General features: G+C 69.6%; 11 protein-coding genes. 6 read left to right on the forward strand and 5 right to left on the reverse strand.

Annotated features, from left to right (window positions below; translation table 11 throughout):
• Nucleotides 1–278: 278 nt before the first annotated feature.
• The 5 genes from CACI_RS37905 to rarD all read left to right on the forward strand — a co-directional run bounded on the left by CACI_RS37905 (nucleotide 279) and on the right by rarD (nucleotide 8,669).
• The gene (locus CACI_RS37905; protein WP_015796219.1) at nucleotides 279–1,598 is read left to right on the forward strand and encodes a UDP-glucose dehydrogenase family protein; all 1,320 of its coding nucleotides are present in this window, start codon (nucleotides 279–281) and stop codon (nucleotides 1,596–1,598) included.
• A gap of 247 nt (nucleotides 1,599–1,845) precedes the next feature.
• Entirely contained in the window at nucleotides 1,846–3,732 is a 1,887-nt protein-coding gene (locus CACI_RS37910) for a 2-oxoacid:acceptor oxidoreductase subunit alpha (RefSeq protein ID WP_015796220.1), read from the forward strand.
• A 1-nt stretch (nucleotide 3,733) separates the two neighbouring features.
• Nucleotides 3,734–4,753, forward strand: a complete 1,020-nt coding sequence (locus tag CACI_RS37915) for a 2-oxoacid:ferredoxin oxidoreductase subunit beta (protein ID WP_015796221.1) — start codon at nucleotides 3,734–3,736, stop codon at nucleotides 4,751–4,753.
• A gap of 280 nt (nucleotides 4,754–5,033) precedes the next feature.
• On the forward strand, nucleotides 5,034–7,481 hold the full coding sequence (locus tag CACI_RS37920) for an amino acid permease (RefSeq protein ID WP_015796222.1): 2,448 nt from the start codon (nucleotides 5,034–5,036) through the stop codon (nucleotides 7,479–7,481).
• A 189-nt stretch (nucleotides 7,482–7,670) separates the two neighbouring features.
• The gene (gene rarD, locus CACI_RS37925) at nucleotides 7,671–8,669 is read left to right on the forward strand and encodes an EamA family transporter RarD (protein ID WP_015796223.1); all 999 of its coding nucleotides are present in this window, start codon (nucleotides 7,671–7,673) and stop codon (nucleotides 8,667–8,669) included.
• Between the two features lie 5 nt (nucleotides 8,670–8,674).
• On the opposite strand, the gene CACI_RS37930 is transcribed toward rarD, so the two are convergent.
• Nucleotides 8,675–9,148, reverse strand: a complete 474-nt coding sequence (locus CACI_RS37930) for a MarR family winged helix-turn-helix transcriptional regulator (protein ID WP_015796224.1) — start codon at nucleotides 9,146–9,148, stop codon at nucleotides 8,675–8,677.
• 57 nt (nucleotides 9,149–9,205) lie between these two features.
• On the opposite strand from CACI_RS37930, the gene CACI_RS37935 reads away from it, so the two are divergent.
• The gene (locus CACI_RS37935) at nucleotides 9,206–10,015 is read left to right on the forward strand and encodes an alpha/beta fold hydrolase (RefSeq protein WP_015796225.1); all 810 of its coding nucleotides are present in this window, start codon (nucleotides 9,206–9,208) and stop codon (nucleotides 10,013–10,015) included.
• 593 nt (nucleotides 10,016–10,608) lie between these two features.
• Here the strand turns inward: CACI_RS37935 and CACI_RS37940 are convergent.
• The 4 genes from CACI_RS37940 to nuoL form a co-directional block, all read right to left on the reverse strand.
• Nucleotides 10,609–11,592, reverse strand: a complete 984-nt coding sequence (locus CACI_RS37940) for a polyprenyl synthetase family protein (protein WP_041543417.1) — start codon at nucleotides 11,590–11,592, stop codon at nucleotides 10,609–10,611.
• 295 nt (nucleotides 11,593–11,887) lie between these two features.
• Nucleotides 11,888–13,561 (reverse strand): NADH-quinone oxidoreductase subunit NuoN, encoded by a 1,674-nt coding sequence (gene nuoN / locus CACI_RS37945; RefSeq protein WP_015796227.1) that lies wholly within the window; start codon nucleotides 13,559–13,561, stop codon nucleotides 11,888–11,890.
• Nucleotides 13,558–15,138: an NADH-quinone oxidoreductase subunit M gene (locus CACI_RS37950; RefSeq protein ID WP_015796228.1), complete on the reverse strand. Its 1,581-nt coding sequence runs from the start codon at nucleotides 15,136–15,138 to the stop codon at nucleotides 13,558–13,560. Before CACI_RS37950 ends, nuoN begins: the two co-directional genes overlap by 4 nt.
• 14 nt (nucleotides 15,139–15,152) lie before the next feature.
• Entirely contained in the window at nucleotides 15,153–17,069 is a 1,917-nt protein-coding gene (gene nuoL, locus CACI_RS37955) for an NADH-quinone oxidoreductase subunit L (RefSeq protein WP_015796229.1), read from the reverse strand.
• Nucleotides 17,070–17,082: the final 13 nt, after the last annotated feature.

A 17,082-nucleotide genomic window follows, 5' to 3' on the forward strand; every position in this document is an offset into this window, starting at 1 on the left:
GACCGGCCGAGAGTCAGGAAAAGTCCCGCCACGGACATCTGTTCGCCTACCCGTTGCGCCTTAGTCGCCTACGAGGCGTGATCACCTGTCAGGGCCCTGAATCGCCCGTCAGGACCGCGGGGCCCGACCGCTCCGCTCAACCGTTTCAGAGAACCCGGCGAAACCCGGCTTTCACTCCCCCCGCGCCGGAGCCCTGGCGCGCACCCGGCGGACCTCCATAGATTGTCCGTCTACCCTGGGGTGGTTCGCCGGACATCCCATCAAGATCGGAGACACACGTGCGGATCACCGTGATCGGCACCGGGTACCTCGGTGTCACCCACGCCGCCTGCATGGCCGAGCTCGGTTTCGAGGTGATGGGCCTGGACGTGGACGTGGAGAAGGTCGCCGCCCTGGCCTCCGGCCGCGTCCCGTTCTACGAGCCGGGACTGCAGGAGGTGCTGCGCGCGCAGATCGCCGCCGGCCGCCTGTCCTTCACCTCCGACCACGCCGAGCTGGCCGCGTGGGCCGGCGAGGGCGCGGTGCACTTCGTCTGCGTCGGCACGCCGCAGAAGAAGGGCGAGTACGCCGCCGACATGACCTATGTCGACGCCGCGTTCGAAGCCGTGGCCCGGGCCGTCGCGCACCAGGGCCGCACGCTGCTGGTCGGCAAGTCCACGGTCCCGGTCGGCACCGCCGCGCGGCTGGCCGAGCGGATCGCCGAGCTCGCGCCGGACGCCGAGCTGGCGTGGAACCCCGAGTTCCTGCGCGAGGGCCACGCCGTGGAGGACACGCTGCACCCCGACCGCCTGGTGATCGGCGTGCGCTCGCCCGAGGCCGAGGCGGCGCTGCGCCAGGTCTACGGCCGGCTGCTCGAGGAGGACGTGCCGCTGGTGGTCACCGACTTCCCGACCGCCGAGCTGGTCAAGGTCTCGGCGAACTCCTTCCTCGCGGTCAAGATCTCCTTCATCAACGCCATGGCAGAGGTGTGCGAGGCGGCCGGCGCCGACGTCATGCAGCTGTCCGAGGCGCTGTCCCACGACCCGCGCATCGGCGGCCGCTACCTGGTGCCGGGCCTGGGCTTCGGCGGCGGCTGCCTGCCCAAGGACATCCGGGCGTTCATGGCCCGGGCCGGCGAGCTCGGGGTGGACCAAGCGCTGGCCTTCCTCAAGGAGGTCGACGCCATCAACATGCGGCGCCGGGCCCGGACCGTGGACCTGGCCCGCGAACAGTGCGACGGCTCGCTGCTCGGCAAGCGCGTCGCGGTCTGGGGCGCGGCGTTCAAGCCGGAGTCCGACGACATCCGCGACTCCCCCGCGCTGAACGTCGCGGCGTCCATAAACCTGCAGGGCGCGCAGGTCACCGTCTACGATCCGAAGGCGATGGACAACGCGCGCAAGATGTTCCCGACCCTGTCCTACGCCGGATCGGCGATGGAGGCCGCGGAGCAGGCCGACGTGATCCTGCACCTCACGGAGTGGCAGGAGTTCCGGGACCTTGACCCGGCGGCGGTCGGTGTGCAAGTCCGCAACACCCGGATCATCGACAGCCGCAACGCGCTGGACGCGGCGGCGTGGCGCGCGGCCGGCTGGACCTACCGGGCACTGGGACGGCCCTGACCTGTGGATATCGACTCCGGCGCGGCTCCGGAGGGCATCGTCGGCCCGGGCTTCGGCCCGGGCCGGGACCGCATTAGCCGATCATGGGTGGGCGCCGCCAGGCGACCCGCCCGTCTTTACATCTCTTTCACCGCGGTTCCGCGTTGTAAGACATCCGAGCAATCCCACTACAGCTCGGGGAAACTTACCCGCCGTAGCATTGGTAGTGCGGGTAACGACACACTTCTCACAACAGGGCGGGTTTCCCATGACCAAGCAGGTTGAGAAGGTAGACCGGGTCATCATCCGTTTCGCCGGCGACTCCGGCGACGGAATGCAGCTCACCGGTGACCGGTTCACCTCCGAGACCGCGGCGTTCGGCAACGATCTGTCGACGCTGCCCGACTTCCCTGCCGAGATCCGGGCCCCGGCCGGGACCCTGCCCGGCGTGTCCGCCTTCCAGCTGCACTTCGCCGACCACGACATCCTCACCCCCGGCGACGCGCCGGACGTGCTGGTGGCGATGAACCCGGCGGCGCTGAAGGCGAACCTGAAGGACGTCCCGCGCGGCGGCACGATCATCGTCAACACCGACGAGTTCACCCCCCGCGCGCTGACCAAGGTCGGCTACGCCGCCGACCCGCTGGAGGACGGCTCGCTGGACGGCTACAAGGTGCACAGGGTCGCCCTGACCACGCAGACGGTGAAGGTCCTCGAGGGCCACGACATCTCCCGCAAGGACGCCGAGCGGGCGAAGAACATGTATTCGCTCGGCCTGCTGTCCTGGCTGTACCACCGGCCGACCGAGGCCACGCTGGCGTTCCTGGAGCGCAAGTTCGCCAAGAAGCCGGCCATAGCGGCGGCGAACGTGGCGGCGTTCCGGGCCGGCTGGAACTACGGGGAGACGACCGAGGACTTCGTCGTCTCCTACGAGATCGCCCCGGCGCCGATGCCCAAGGGCACGTACCGGAACATCCACGGCAACCTGGCCCTGGCCTACGGCCTGATCGCGGCCAGCCACCAGAGCGGGCTGCCGATGTTTTTGGGCGCCTACCCGATCACCCCGGCCTCGGACATCCTGCACGAGCTGAGCAAGCACAAGAACCACGGCGTGCGGACCTTCCAGGCCGAGGACGAGATCGCCGGCATCGGCGCGGCCCTGGGCGCCAGCTTCGGCGGCGCGCTGGGGGTCACCACGACCTCCGGGCCCGGCATCGCGCTCAAGGGCGAGACCATCGGCCTGGCGGTGAGCCTGGAGCTGCCGCTGATCATCTGCGACATCCAGCGCGGCGGCCCGAGCACCGGCCTGCCGACCAAGACCGAGCAGTCCGACCTGTTCCTGGCCATGTTCGGGCGCAACGGCGAGGCGCCGGTGCCGATCGTGGCACCGCGCTCCCCGGCCGACTGCTTCGACGCCGCCCTGGAGGCCGCGCGGATCGCCGTCACGTACCGCACCCCGGTGTTCCTGCTCTCCGACGGCTACCTGGCCAACGGCTCCGAGCCCTGGCACATCCCGGACGTCGCGGACCTGCCGGTGATCGCCCCGAACTTCGCCGCCGGCCCGAACAAGGTGCTCGAGGACGGCAGCGAGGTGTTCTGGCCCTTCCTGCGCGACCCGCAGACGCTGGCCCGGCCGTGGGCCATCCCGGGCACCGCCGGCCTGGAGCACCGGATCGGCGGCATCGAGAAGCAGGACGGCACCGGCAACATCTCCTACGACCCGGCGAACCACGACCTGATGGTGCGCACGCGCGCGGCCAAGGTCGCCGGGATCGACGTCCCGGACCTGGAGGTCGACGACCCCTCCGGCCAGGCGGGGATCCTGGTCCTGGGCTGGGGGTCGACCTACGGCCCGATCCAGGCCGCCTGCCGCCAGGTCCGCCGCGACGGGCAGCCGGTCGCGCACGCGCACCTGCGGCATCTGAACCCCTTCCCGGCCAATCTCGGGCGCATACTGAAGGAGTACGACAGAGTCCTGATTCCCGAGATGAACCTCGGACAGCTCTCGATGCTGGTCCGTGCCCGCTACCTCGTGGACGCGGTCGGCTACAACCAGGTGCGCGGCCTGCCGTTCAAGGCCGCCGAGCTGGCCGGGGTGATCAAGAACCTGATCGGGGCGGACACCGTGGACAAGACCGAACAGGCGGGGGTGTGAAATGCCGGAACTGCTGAAACTCACGACCAAGGACTTCAAGACCGACCAGGAAGTGCGCTGGTGCCCCGGCTGCGGGGACTACGCGATCCTGGCCGCGGTCCAGGGGTTCATGCCCTCCCTGGGCATCGCCCGGGAGGACATCGTCTTCGTCTCCGGGATCGGCTGCTCCTCGCGTTTCCCGTATTACATGAACACCTACGGGATGCACTCCATCCACGGCCGCGCCCCGGCGATCGCCACCGGCCTGGCCTCCTCCCGGCCCGACCTGTCGGTGTGGGTGGTGACCGGCGACGGCGACGCGCTGTCCATCGGCGGCAACCACCTGATCCACGCGCTGCGCCGGAACGTCAATCTGAAGATCCTGCTGTTCAACAACCGGATCTACGGGCTGACCAAGGGCCAGTACTCGCCGACCTCCGAGCAGGGCAAGATCACCAAGAGCACGCCGTACGGGTCGCTGGACGCCCCGTTCAACCCGGTCTCGCTCGCCCTGGGCGCCGAGGCCACCTTCGTGGCCCGGACCATCGACTCCGACCGCAAGCACCTGACCTCGGTGCTGCAGGCCGCGGCCGAGCACGAGGGCACGGCGCTGATCGAGATCTACCAGAACTGCAACATCTTCAACGACGGCGCCTTCGAGAACCTGAAGGACAACTCCGTCCGGGACCGGCACCTGATCCGGCTGGAGCACGGGCAGCCGATCGCGTTCGGACCCGAGGACGAGCGCTACGGCATCGTCCGCATGCCCGACGCCACGCTGAAGGTGGTCCCGCTGGAGCAGGCCGGGGACGCGGTGCTGGTGCACGACGCCCACGCCCCGGAGCCGGACCTGGCCTTCGCGCTGTCCCGGCTGCCGGACCCGGCCACGCTCTCGCCGACGCCGATCGGCGTCTTCCGGGACGTCACCCGGCCGACCTACGACACCCTGATGGCCGAACAGCTCGACGAGGCCGCGCGGACCCTGGGTTCGGGCAAGCTCGCCGAACTCCTGACGGGGTCCGACACGTGGACCATCGCGTGAGAACTCCGTGAGTGAGCGTGAGAGGTCGATGACACTCCCCCGTTCGGCCCTCACCCGGCGCTGAGTCCGACCGCGGTGCGACGGCCCTGGTCGCACCCGTACGGCTCATGATCGGCGAACGCCCCTCCCGCTCGCGGGCAGGGGCGTTCGCGCTGGTGCAAACGAAATGCAAACGCCCTGAAGTTGGATGATCTGATCACGGAGGTGATAGGACAGACCTTCGGCATGGGCATAGGGACCATGTTGGACCTTGGATCCCGCCGAAATGAGGCACTTCGCGATGAGCAGTACCAGCACGGCCGAGCCGAAACGGGCTCGCTCGGGGGCCGCTGGGGTACCGGTCGCCACTCCCGGGGCGCTGGCGCCGGACGTCAACCTCCCGGAGAGCCTGGGCTACCGGGTCAAGAAGCGCCTGCTCGGCACGCCGCTGGTGAACGACCAACTGCACGGCGAGAAGCTGTCGAACCCGATCGCGCTGGGCGTGCTGGCGCCGGACTGCGTGTCCTCCTCGGCCTACGGCACCGAGCAGATGCTGACCCAGCTCGTGCCCTACTTCGGCACCGTGGGCTTCATCCTGGTCATGCCGGTCACCGGGGTGATCCTGGGCCTGCTGCTCCTGCTGACGCTGTGCTACCGCGACGTCGTCCGGCACTACACCAAGGCCGGCGGCGCCTACGTGGTGGCCCGCGAGAACTTCGGGCAGAAGGTCGCCCAGATCGCCGCGGTCGCCCTGCTCATCGACTACATCGTGACGGTGGCGGTGCAGATCGCCGCCGGGACCGACGCCATCGCGTCCTGGATGACCTTCACCTTCCACGTCAACATCGACAGCTGGAAGATCTACCTGTCGGTCTTCGTGATCATCCTGCTGTGCTTCGGCAACCTGCGCGGCATCCGCGAGGCCGGCCGGTCCTTCGCCGTCCCGGCCTACTTCTACATCGGGATGGCCGGGCTGACCGTGGCGGTCGGGCTGGTCAAACTGGCCACCGGCGGGCTGGCGGACTCCACGAGCATCCACGACCAGGCCAACGGCGCGCTCGGCCTGGGCACCTACACCGGCACGCTGTTCCAGGTCACGGCGGTCCTGTGGATCCTGAAGGGCTTCGCGAACGGCGGCTCCTCGCTGACCGGCCTGGAGGCCATCTCCAACGGCGTGTCGGTGTTCAAGAAGCCGGCCGGCAGGAACGCCGCCAAGACGATGGTCTGGATGTCGACCGCGCTGGGCTCGCTGGTCCTGGGCATCTCGATCCTGGCCTGGCAGCTCCAGACCGACCCCTACACCAGCGGCAACCCGACCGTGCTGGCCCAGATCACCAAGCTCACCTGGGGCGGGCACGGCTTCGGCACGGTGATGCTGACCCTGGTGCAGCTGGCCACGGCGCTGATCCTGTACACCGGCGGCAACACCTCCTTCAACGGCTTCCCGTTCCTGACCTCCTTCGTCGCCGAGGACAACTTCCTGCCCCGGCAGTTCCTGGTCCGCGGGCACCGGCTGGCGTTCTCCAACGGCATCATCGTGCTCACGATCCTGTCGCTGGTGCTGCTCGTGGGCACCGGCGGCAACCTGACCTCGCTGGTCGCGCTGTACGCGATCGGGGTGTTCACCGGCTTCGTGATGGCCTCGGCGGGCCTGGTGAAGTACCACTGGACGCGCAACGAGCCGCACCGCTGGTGGAAGCTGTACGTGGCCGGCTCGGCGTGCGTGATGTCGTTCGCGGTCGTGGTGATCTTCGCGACCGTGAAGTTCACCGAGGGCGCGTGGATGGTCGTGATCGTCTTCCCGCCGGCGGTCTTCGGCCTGATCCAGCTGAACAAGCGCTACCGGCGCGAGGCCGAGGCGCTGGCCAAGGCGCCGGCCTCGGCCGAGCTGCCGACCCGGACCCAGACCTCGGTGATGGTCCTGGTCGACTCGGTCGACCTGGCGGTCATCAAGACGCTGCGCTACGCCCGCTCGCTGCGCCCGACCGAGGTCCGCGCCGTCCACCTGATGGTCGACAACCTCTACGCCGAGCAGCTGCGCAACCAGTGGGACGCCTCGCAGGCCGCGGACATCCCGCTGGAGGTCATCGAGGTCCCCGACCGCCGCATCCGCCGCGCGGCGATGGAGCTCGCGGCGCGCGAGACCGCCGACGGCTACGAGGTGACCGTGCTGCTCCCGCGGCGCACGTACTCCCCGGTCGTCGGGCGTCTGCTGCACGACCGCACCGCCGACCGCCTGGCCGAGGTGCTGTCGACGCTGCCGCACGTGGTGGCCACGATCGTGCCCTTCGACGTGGTCGAGGCGATCGAGGAGCTGGAGCTGGCCTCGAAGGGCCGCAAGCCCCGGGCCAACGCCGGCGACGCGGCCGCTCCCACCGCGGCCAAGCCCCGCTCCACGAAGAAGATGCTGCTGGACGCCGAATGCGCCAGCGTCCCGGACCCCGGCCACGGCGTGCCGGTCCCGGTCAGCGCGATCTCCACGGTCCAGTGGCGCCAGCGCGCCGCGGTCGAGGGCCGCATCCGCTCGGTCGCGGTGTCCCCGGTGAAGGGCTCCCCCGCCCTGGAGGCCGAGCTGTACGACGCCTCCGGCGGCATCACGCTGGTCTTCTACGGCCGCCGCTCCATCCCCGGCATCGAGCCCGGCGCGATCATGCGCGCCGAGGGCATGGTCGGCGAGATGGAGGGCCACCTGGCGATGGCGAACCCGACCTACAAGCTGCTGCCGCGCGAGTACGGGGACGACGAGTAGCGGCTCGTCGCACGGTACTGCGGCGCGCTACCCGACGCTGCGGAGCGCCTTCGGACCTGGGGTCCGGGGGCGCTTCGCTGTGCCGGCGGCGGTCTGCGCGCAGGCGCCTTGGCGGTCGCCCGTATCGGTAACAGTCCAACCCGCGATCTACCTGTGACAGAGCCAGCTCACCGCCCTATTGTGTCCCTCATGGAAGACAGCGGGAGCGCCGCTGAGCGGCGGCTCGGGGTGGGGTTCGGGATCGCGGCGTATGGGGCGTGGGGACTGTTCCCGCTCTACTGGCCGCTGCTGGAGCCCGCGGGAGCCGGCGAGATCCTCGCGCACCGGATGGCGTGGTCGCTGCTGGCCGTGCTGATACTGCTGGCCCTGCGGCGCGTGCCGGACGGGGTGGCGCGCTGGGGGTGGGTCCGCGAGATCGTGCGGACGCCGCGCAAGGTGGCACTGCTCGCGGCGGCGGCCGTCGCGATCTCCGTCAACTGGTTCGTCTACATCTGGTCGGTGAACCACGGCCACACCGTCGACACCGCCTTCGGGTACTTCATCAACCCGCTGGTGACCGTGCTGTTCGGGGTCTTCCTGCTGCGCGAGCGCCTGCGGCGGCTCCAGTGGGCCGCGGTGGGGATCGGCGCGGTCGCGGTACTGGTGCTGGCCGTCGGGTACGGCAAGGCGCCGTGGATCGCCCTGGTGCTGGCGTGCAGCTTCGGGACCTACGGGCTGCTGAAGAAGCTCGCGGCGGTACCGGCGGCCGAGGCGATGGCGGTGGAGTCCACCCTGCAGTTCCTCCCGGCGATCGGCTACCTGGTGTGGCTCGCAAGCCAGGGCACGCTGGACTTCGCGCACCACGGCGCCGGCAACACCGGCCTGCTGATCCTCGCCGGCCCGGTCACGGTCGTCCCGCTGATCTGCTTCGGCGCGGCGGCCAACCGGCTGCCCCTGTCGGTGGTCGGACTCCTTCAGTTCCTGGCGCCGATCCTGCAGTTCCTGTGCGGCGTGCTGGTGCAGCACGAGTCGGTGCCGCCGGCCCGGCTGGCCGGCTTCCTGATCGTCTGGCTCGCGCTGGTGCTGCTGACGGTGGACGCGCTGCGGAATGCCCGGAGGCGCCCCGGGCGAGCCGCTTCGACTCAGGTCCCGCTGGCGGAGGCTGAGGTTGAAGCCGACGCCGCGACGGCGGCCGTCGCACAGGCCTAGGCCGCTTACTCCCCGTCCACCTCGACGTCGGACACCGCCGCCAGCATGCTCGACAGCACCTTGACACAGGCGTCCACGTCGCCCCGCGTCAGTGCGCCGCCGACCTGGCCGAGCAATCCGCGCTCGCGGGCGATCACGGCCTCGATGGCGGCGCGGCCGGGGTCGGTGAGGCGGATCAGCGACGAGCGGCGGTGCGCCGGGTTCGGGACGGCCTCGACCAGGCCGCGCGCGGCGGCGTCGTTCACCGTGCGCTGCACGAACTGCCGGCTCAGTGCCTGCGCGCGGCCCATCTGCGGCACGGTCATCGGGCCGGCCAGGCGCAGCATGTCCAGCACCGCGCGCACTCCGACGCCGATGCCCTCGATCTCCTCGCCCAGCTCGACCTTGCGCAGGACGCGCCGGTACAGCGGTCCGACCAGCAGGTAGATCTCGGCGAGCCGCGCGGCGAGTTCCTCGGGCGGCAGCGGTTCCTCGGGCACGGCTTCATTATGACACCTGGGTTGCCAACCTGCCGCGAGAATGGCACCTTGGGTGTCATGAACGCGACGCACTCCGTGTCCCTGCCCGACGGCGGCCGGCTGGCCTACCGCGACGAGGGCAGCGGCCCGCTCGTCGTGCTCCTCCACGGCGGCTTCCTCGACCACCGCCAGTGGAACGCGCAGCTGCAGAGCCTTCCCGCGGACTTCCGCACCGTCGCTCCCGACGCCCGCGGCCACGGCGACAGCACCGTCGCCGCCGCCCCGTTCCGGCACACCGACGACGTCGCGGCCCTGATCCGCCACTTCGACGCCGGCCCGGCGATCCTGGTCGGCGTCTCGATGGGCGCCGCGACCGCGACCGACACCGCCCTGGAACACCCCGAGCTGGTCCGCGCGCTCGTGGTCAGCGGCGCGGGCACCAGCGAACCGGAATTCGCCGACGGCTGGACCGCGCGGACCCTGGCGGCGATCTGGCCGCCGCTGTCCGCCGGCGACGTCGCGGGCGCCCTGAAGATCTGGAACTCCCTCACCACCGGCCCGCACCGCGACCCGGCCGACCTGGACCCCGCGATCCCGGCGCTGATCGCCGAGATGACAGCCAAGACCTGGGCCAAACACACGGACACCAAGGACTGGTCCAGCCACGCCGAGAACACCTGGGCCCGCGCCGCACACCTGAGCATCCCGCTCCTGGCGGTGATCGGCGGCGCCGACTCCGACGACCACCGGCACAACGCCGAACGCCTCGCCGCCGGCGTAACCGGCGCCCGCACGGTCACGATCGCCGACGCCGCGCACTACCCGAACATGGAGCACCCCGAGGAGTTCGACATGATCCTCACCGAGTTCATCGACACGCTGAGCTGAAAGCCCGCCGGACTCACAAAGAAGGCGCGCCGACGAGCCGAACACGGAGTACCCGGTAGTTTCGACATGATCCTCATCGAGTTCATCGACGCGCTGAACTGACAGCCCGCCGGACCCACAAAAAAAGGCGCGCCGCCGAGCCGAACACGGAGCGCCCGATGGTTTCGACATGACCCTCACCGAGTTCATCGACGCGCTGAACTGACAGCCCGCCGGACCCACAAAAAAAGGCGCGCCGCCGAGCCGAACACGGAGCGCCCGATGGTTTCGACATGACCCTCACCGAGTTCATCGACACGCTGAACTGACAGCCCGCCGGACCCACGAAAAAGCGCGCCGACGAGCCGAACACGGAGTACCCGGTAGTTTCGACATGATCCTCATCGAGTTCATCGACGCGCTGGGCTGAAAGCTTGCCGGGGCTCGCAAAAAGCGCGCTGACAAGCCGAACACGAAGCACCCGGTAGTTTCGACATGACCCTCACCGAGTTCATCGACACGCCGAGCTGAAAGCCCGCCGGACCCACGAAAAAGCGCGCCGACGACATCCCGTCGTCGGCGCGCTCTTGGCTCAGCTCAAGAGTTCCGCGGCGCTACACCGTCCGCGAGATCACCACGTCGCACACCGCGCGCAGCGCTTCCTTCGCCGGCACCTCCGGCAGGGGCTCCAGCACCGACTTCGCCTTCTCCGCGTATCCGCGCACGACGTCCCGGGCCTGTCCCATGCTCGGGTGCGCGCGCAGGAGTGCCAGCGCCTCGTCGAAGGCGGCGTCGTCGGTCGACAGGTCGGTGTGCAGGAGGTCCTGCAGGCGGGCGGTCTCGGGGTCGGCTGAGCCGTCCATCGCCAGGGCGATCAGCATCGGGAGGGTGTGGACACCTTCGCGGAGGTCGATGCCGGGGGTCTTGCCGGACTGCTCGGATTCCGAGGCGATGTCCAGGAGGTCGTCGGAGAGTTGGAAGGCGACGCCGAACAGTTCGCCGAAGTCCGCCAGTATGCGTTCCTGCTCCGCGGTGCAGCCGGCGAACATGGCGCCGAAGCGGGCGGCGGTGGCGATCAGCGAGCCGGTCTTGCCGGCCAGGACTTCCAGGTGGTGGTCCACCGGGTTCTGGCCGTTCTTCGGGCCCACCGACTCGGAGATCTGGCCGCTCACCAGACGCTCGAAGGTCTCCGCCTGGATCCGGACGGCGTCCGGTCCCAGCTCGGAGAGCAGGGTCGAGGCGCGGGCGAACAGGAAGTCGCCGGACAGGATGGCCAGCGAGTTGTCCCAGCGCTGGTTCGCCGAGGCCACGCCGCGGCGCAGGGCCGCCTCGTCCATGACGTCGTCGTGGTAGAGCGTGGCCAGGTGGGTCAGCTCGATCACCACGGCGGCCTCGACGACGCCGGCGCGGGCCGCGTCGCCGAACTGCGCGGCCAGCAGCACCAGCAGCGGCCGGGTGCGCTTGCCGCCGGCCTGGGCCAGGTGCGAGGTGATCTCGCTGATGTAGGCGTGGTCGCTGCGGGTGTACTCCAGCAGCACCTCCTCCACGCGCAGCAGGCCGTCCTTGAGGGCCACGGACAGGGCCTCGTCCTGCTGCATGGCGATTGCGAACGGACCCCAGCCCGACGACGTCTGATGAAGCGGCGGGGTCAGCGTGCCGGGAGTACTCACTGCGGCGGCCTTCCAGGTCGGGCGGTGGTGGGCGGTCGGTCGGGGTCGCGCTCGTTCGTCAAAAGATGCTTCACAGGTTGGTCCTAGGTTATCTGGCAGCACTTTCGAGCAAGAGGCACCCCGGCCGGTCACCGTACCGCGCCGGTGCTTTGCTCGGCGAAAGAGGAAAAACGACCGCCCCGGACCGCCGAAGCGGTCCGGGGCGTCGCTGTGCGTGGCCGGGCTACTGCACGAAGTACGCCGCCTTGTTCGCGAGGTCCAGCGCGATCTGCGGGAGCACGCCGAGCGCGATCGTCAGCGCCACCGAGACGGTGAGCGCGATCGTGGTCATCGGCGAGGGCACGACCACGACCGGACCGGACACCTCGTCCCGGAGCGGCTCGCTGAAGTACATCAGGACGATGACACGCACGTAGAAGAACGCCGCCGCCGCCGAGGCGATCACCCCGACGATCACCAGCGGCCAGGCGCCGCCGTCGATCGCCGCCGTGAACAGCGCGAACTTCCCGGTGAAGCCGGAGGTCAGCGGAATGCCCGCGAACGCCAGCAGGAACACCGTGAAACACGCCGCCAGCAGCGGGGAACGCTTCCCGAGACCGGCCCAGGCGGACAGGTCGGTGGCCTCGCCGCCGATCGTCACCGAGTCGTCCTCGCCGCCCTCGCCGGAGTCCGACCCGCCGCGCACCGACTCGCGCACCAGGGTCACCACCGCGAACGCGCCGACCGTGGCGAACCCGTACGCCGCCAGGTAGAACAGCGTCGCGCTGACGCCCTTGGTGGTCGTGGAGATCACGCCGAGCAGGATGTAGCCGGCGTTGAGGATCGCCGAGTACGCCAGCATCCGCTTGATGTCGCGCTGGGTGATCGCCAGGATCGCGCCGGCCAGCATGGTCAGGACCGCCACGCCCCACATCACCGGGCGCCAGTCCCAGCGCATGCCCGGCAGCGCCACGTAGGCGATGCGCAGCAGCGCCCCGAACGCGGCCACCTTGGTGGCGGCGGCCATGAACGCGGTGATCGGGGTCGGCGCGCCCTGGTACACGTCCGGGGTCCAGGCGTGGAACGGCACGGCGCCGATCTTGAACAGCAGCCCGACCGCCAGCAGCGCGATGCCGATCAGCACCAGCACGTCCGAGTGCGGAGCCGCGGTGATCGAGGTCGCGATGTCGGACAGCCGCACCGAGCCGGAGTAGCCGTAGAGCATCGCGATGCCGTACAGGAAGAACGCCGAGGAGAACGCCCCCAGCAGGAAGTACTTCATCGCGGCCTCCTGCGACAGCAGGCGGCGCCGGCGCGCCAGCCCGCACAGCAGGTACAGCGGCAGCGACAGCACCTCCAGCGCCACGAAGGAGGTCAGCAGGTCGTTCGCGGCCGGGAACAGCAGCATGCCGCCGACCGAGAACAGCATCAGCGGGAAGACCTCGGTGGTCCGCAGCCCGGCGGTGTCCGCCGCGCGCTCGCCGCCGGAGCCCGGGGCGGTGGCGCCCTGCGCCGTGAAGGCGTCCAGGTCCACCACCGGGGTCCCGCGCTCGGCCACCAGCAGCAGCGCCAGCAGCGCCAGCGCGAGGATGGTGCCCTGCAGGAACAGCGTCACGCCGTCCACCGACACCGCGTCGGCGGCGGTGGTCTCGGCCATGCCGTGGTTGGCGATCACGAAGCCCAGCGCCACCAGGACGCCGGCCAGCGACACCGCGACCTGCGGCCAGTAGCGCCGGGTCCGCGGCAGGAAGGCCTCGATGAGGATGCCGATCGTGGCGGCGCCGAACACCACCAGCATCGGCATCAGCGCCCGGTACTCGACATGCGGCGCCGTGAAGGTGTTCGCCGTGGTGGTGAGACCGCCCGGCGTCGCCGGTGCGCCCGGCGCCGCGGCGAGGAGAGTGCTCAGAACGCTCACTTGGAGTCCACCTTCTCCGGAGTCTGCAGCACGTTCGGCAGAGCCGGAGCCGGGTCCTGCTTGTGCACGTGCTGCAAAGTGGTGTTGACGGAGGGGTTCACGACGTCGAGCACCGGCTTGGGGTAGAAGCCCAGGCCGATGATCAGCGCGATCAGCGGCGCCACGGCGATCACTTCCCGCGCCCGCAGGTCCTTCATGCCCTCCAGCCCGGCCTTCAGCGGGCCGGTCATGGTCCGCTGGTAGAGCCAGAGCACGTACAGCGCGGCCAGGATGATCGCCGCGGTGGCCACGATCGCCACCGCCTTGTAGCGCTCGAAGGTGCCGACCAGGACCAGGAACTCCGAGACGAAGGAGGACAGGCCCGGCAGCGCCAGCGAGGACAGCCCGGCGATCAGGAACACGCCGGCCAGCTTCGGCGCGACCTTGTTCACCCCGCCGTAGTCGTCGATCAGCTGCGAGCCGCGGCGGGAGATCAGGAAGCCGGCGACGATGAACAGCGCGCCGGTCGACAGCCCGTGGTTCACCATGTAGAGCGAGGCGCCGCTCTGGCCCGCCGAGGTCATCGCGAACACCCCGAGGGTGATCAGACCGAAGTGCGAGATCGAGGTGTAGGCGATCAGGCGCTTGATGTCGGTCTGGCCGATGGCCAGCAGCGCGCCGTACATCGTGCCGACGATCGCCATCCCGATCACCAGCGGCGTGAAGAACTTCGACGCCCCGGGGAACAGCTCCAGGCAGTACCGGAGCATCCCGAAGGTGCCGACCTTGTCCAGCACGCCGACCAGCAGCACCGCCGAGCCGGGGGTGGCCTCGGCGGCGGCGTCGGGCAGCCAGGTGTGGAATGGGAACAGCGGCGCCTTCACCGCGAAGGCCACGAAGAACCCGAGGAACAACGCCTTGCCCAGCCCCGGGCTGATGCCCAGCTGGTCGTGCGCGACCGCGGTGGCCAGCGTCTGGAAGTCGAAGGTCCCGGTGCCCAGGTGCTTGCCCGAGGCGACGTACAGCCCGATCAGCGCGGCCAGCATGAACAGGCCGCCGAACAGCGAGTACAGCAGGAACTTCACCGCGGCGTAGGACCGCTGCGGACCGCCGAAACCGCCGATGAGGAAGTACATCGGGATCAGCATGGCTTCGAAGAACACGTAGAACAGGAACAGATCGGTGGCCGCGAAGACCCCGATCATCATGGTCTCCAGCAACAGGTACAGCGAGAAGTACGCGCGCACCGAGCGGCGGCCGTCGGCCTGCGCCTCGTCCGCGTCGTGCCAGCCCGCCAGCATCACCACGGGCATCAGGACCAGCGTCATCAGGATCAGCACCAGGGCGATCCCGTCGACCCCGAGGCCGTAGTTGATGTTGAAAGCCTTGATCCACTGGTGGCTCTCGGTGAACTGGAACCGGTCGCCACCCTTCTTGAACTGGGTCGCCATCGCGATGCCGATGCCGAGCGTGGCCACGCTGAAGCCCAGCGCGATCTTCTTGGCCGCCGCGCTCTTCTCCTTCGCCACCACGGCGACCGCGGCCGATCCGACCAGCGGGACGACGCCCAGCGTGGTCAACCAGGGAAAGCTGCTCATCTCCATCTCTCCCTTTAGAGCTTCGCGAAGAGGATCGCGGCGACCAGGGCGGCCGCTCCTCCGAACATGGACAAGGCGTAGGAGCGGACGAAGCCGGTCTGCAGCCGCCGCAACCGTCCCGAGGTCCCGCCGACCAGCGCGGCCAGGCCGTTGATCGCCCCGTCCACGCCGCGGTTGTCGGTGTAGACCAGGGTGCGGGTCAGGTACTGGCCCGGACGCATCAGCGCCGCCTCGTTGAAGGCGTCGCCGTACAGGTCCTTGCGGGCCGCCACGGTGATGAAGCTGCCGCGCGGGGCGACGGCCGGCACCTTGCGGGTCCCGTACTGCGCGATCGCGATCGCCACGCCCACGGCCACCGCCGCCAGCGTGATGTATCCGACGGTCGAGGAGGTCAGCCCGCCGGGCATCTTGCCCTCCACACGCGGACCGGTCACCGGCTCCAGCCAGTCCACGAACGACGAGTTCAGGTTGAACAGGAAGCCCGCGGCCACCGAGCCCACCGCGAGCAGCAGCATCGGCAGCGCCATCGACAGCGGCGACTCGTGCGGGTGCGGCTCGTGTCCGTCGGCGTCCTCCACCCAGCGCTTCTCGCCGAAGAAGGTCATGATCACCATGCGCGTCATGTAGAACGCGGTGATCAGCGCGCCGAGCAGGGCCGCGCCGCCGAGGATCGCCCCGGAGGTCCCGCCCTTGCTGAAGGCGGCCTCGATGATCTTGTCCTTGGAGAAGTAGCCGGAGAACGGCGGGCAGCCGATGATCGCCAGGTAGCCCAGGAAGAACGTGCCGAAGGTGATCGGCATGTACTTGCGAAGGCCGCCGTAGTGGCGCATGTTCACCTCGTCGTTCATGCCGTGCATGACCGAGCCGGCGCCCAGGAACAGCCCGGCCTTGAAGAAGCCGTGGGTGACCAGGTGCATGATGGCGAACGCGTAGCCGATCGGGCCCAGGCCCGCGGCCAGGATCATGTAGCCGATCTGCGACATCGTCGAGCCGGCCAGGCTCTTCTTGATGTCGTCCTTGGCGCAACCGACGATCGCACCGAACAGCAGCGTGATCGCCCCGACGATGGTCACCAGCAGGCGCGCGGTCGGCGACAGGTCGAAGATCGCGTGCGAGCGGACGATCAGGTAGACGCCGGCGGTCACCATGGTCGCGGCGTGGATCAGGGCGCTGACCGGGGTCGGGCCCTCCATCGCGTCGCCGAGCCAGGACTGCAGCGGGAACTGCGCCGACTTGCCGCAGGCGGCCAGCAGCAGCATGATCCCGATCGCGGTCAGCGTGCCCTTGGAGGCGCCGCCGGCCGACCCGAAGACCGGCCCGAAGCTGAACGAGCCGAAGGTGACGAACATCAGCATGATGGCGATCGACAGACCGACGTCGCCGACGCGGTTGACGACGAACGCCTTCTTCGCCGCGGCCGCCGCGCTCGGCTTGTGCTGCCAGAACCCGATCAGCAGGTAGGACGCCAGACCGACGCCCTCCCAGCCGACGTAGAGCAGCAGGTAGTTGTCGGCCAGGACCAGGATCAGCATCGCGGCCAGGAAGAGGTTCAGGTAGCTGAAGAACTTCCGGCGCTCGGCGTCGTGGCCCATGTAGCCGATCGAGTAGATGTGGATCAGCGATCCGACACCGGTGATCAGCAGCACGAACACGATCGAGAGCTGGTCGAGCTGGAAGGACACGTCGGCCTGGAACGGGTGCTGCCCCGTGCCGGGGACCGGGACCCAGGAGTACAGGTGCTGGTGCATGGTGCGCGCGGCGCCGTGCTTGCCGAGCATCGTGAAGAACAGCCCGGCCCCGAGGGCGAAGCTGCCCAGCGCCGTCAGGCACCCGAACAGGTGCCCCCAGGCGTTGGTGCGCTTGCCCCCGAGGAGCAGGATCGCCGCGCCGAAGAGCGGCAGTCCGGGGACAAGCCAGATGAGACTTTCCATTGCTTACTCGGCC

This window comes from Catenulispora acidiphila DSM 44928, from assembly GCF_000024025.1.
In the GTDB taxonomy this organism is placed as follows: Bacteria; Actinomycetota; Actinomycetes; order Streptomycetales; family Catenulisporaceae; genus Catenulispora; species Catenulispora acidiphila.

Excerpts from the sequence above, each read along its gene's own strand:
- CACI_RS37910 (WP_015796220.1), top strand. The coding sequence starts at position 1,846 with ATGACCAAGCAGGTTGAGAAGGTAGACCGGGTCATCATCCGTTTCGCC.
- CACI_RS37915 (WP_015796221.1), top strand. The coding sequence starts at position 3,734 with ATGCCGGAACTGCTGAAACTCACGACCAAGGACTTCAAGACCGACCAG.
- CACI_RS37920 (WP_015796222.1), top strand. The coding sequence starts at position 5,034 with ATGAGCAGTACCAGCACGGCCGAGCCGAAACGGGCTCGCTCGGGGGCC.
- rarD (WP_015796223.1), top strand. The coding sequence starts at position 7,671 with ATGGAAGACAGCGGGAGCGCCGCTGAGCGGCGGCTCGGGGTGGGGTTC.
- CACI_RS37935 (WP_015796225.1), top strand. The coding sequence starts at position 9,206 with ATGAACGCGACGCACTCCGTGTCCCTGCCCGACGGCGGCCGGCTGGCC.
- CACI_RS37940 (WP_041543417.1), bottom strand. The coding sequence starts at position 11,592 with ATGCAGCAGGACGAGGCCCTGTCCGTGGCCCTCAAGGACGGCCTGCTG.
- CACI_RS37950 (WP_015796228.1), bottom strand. The coding sequence starts at position 15,138 with ATGAGCAGCTTTCCCTGGTTGACCACGCTGGGCGTCGTCCCGCTGGTC.
- nuoL (WP_015796229.1), bottom strand. The coding sequence starts at position 17,069 with ATGGAAAGTCTCATCTGGCTTGTCCCCGGACTGCCGCTCTTCGGCGCG.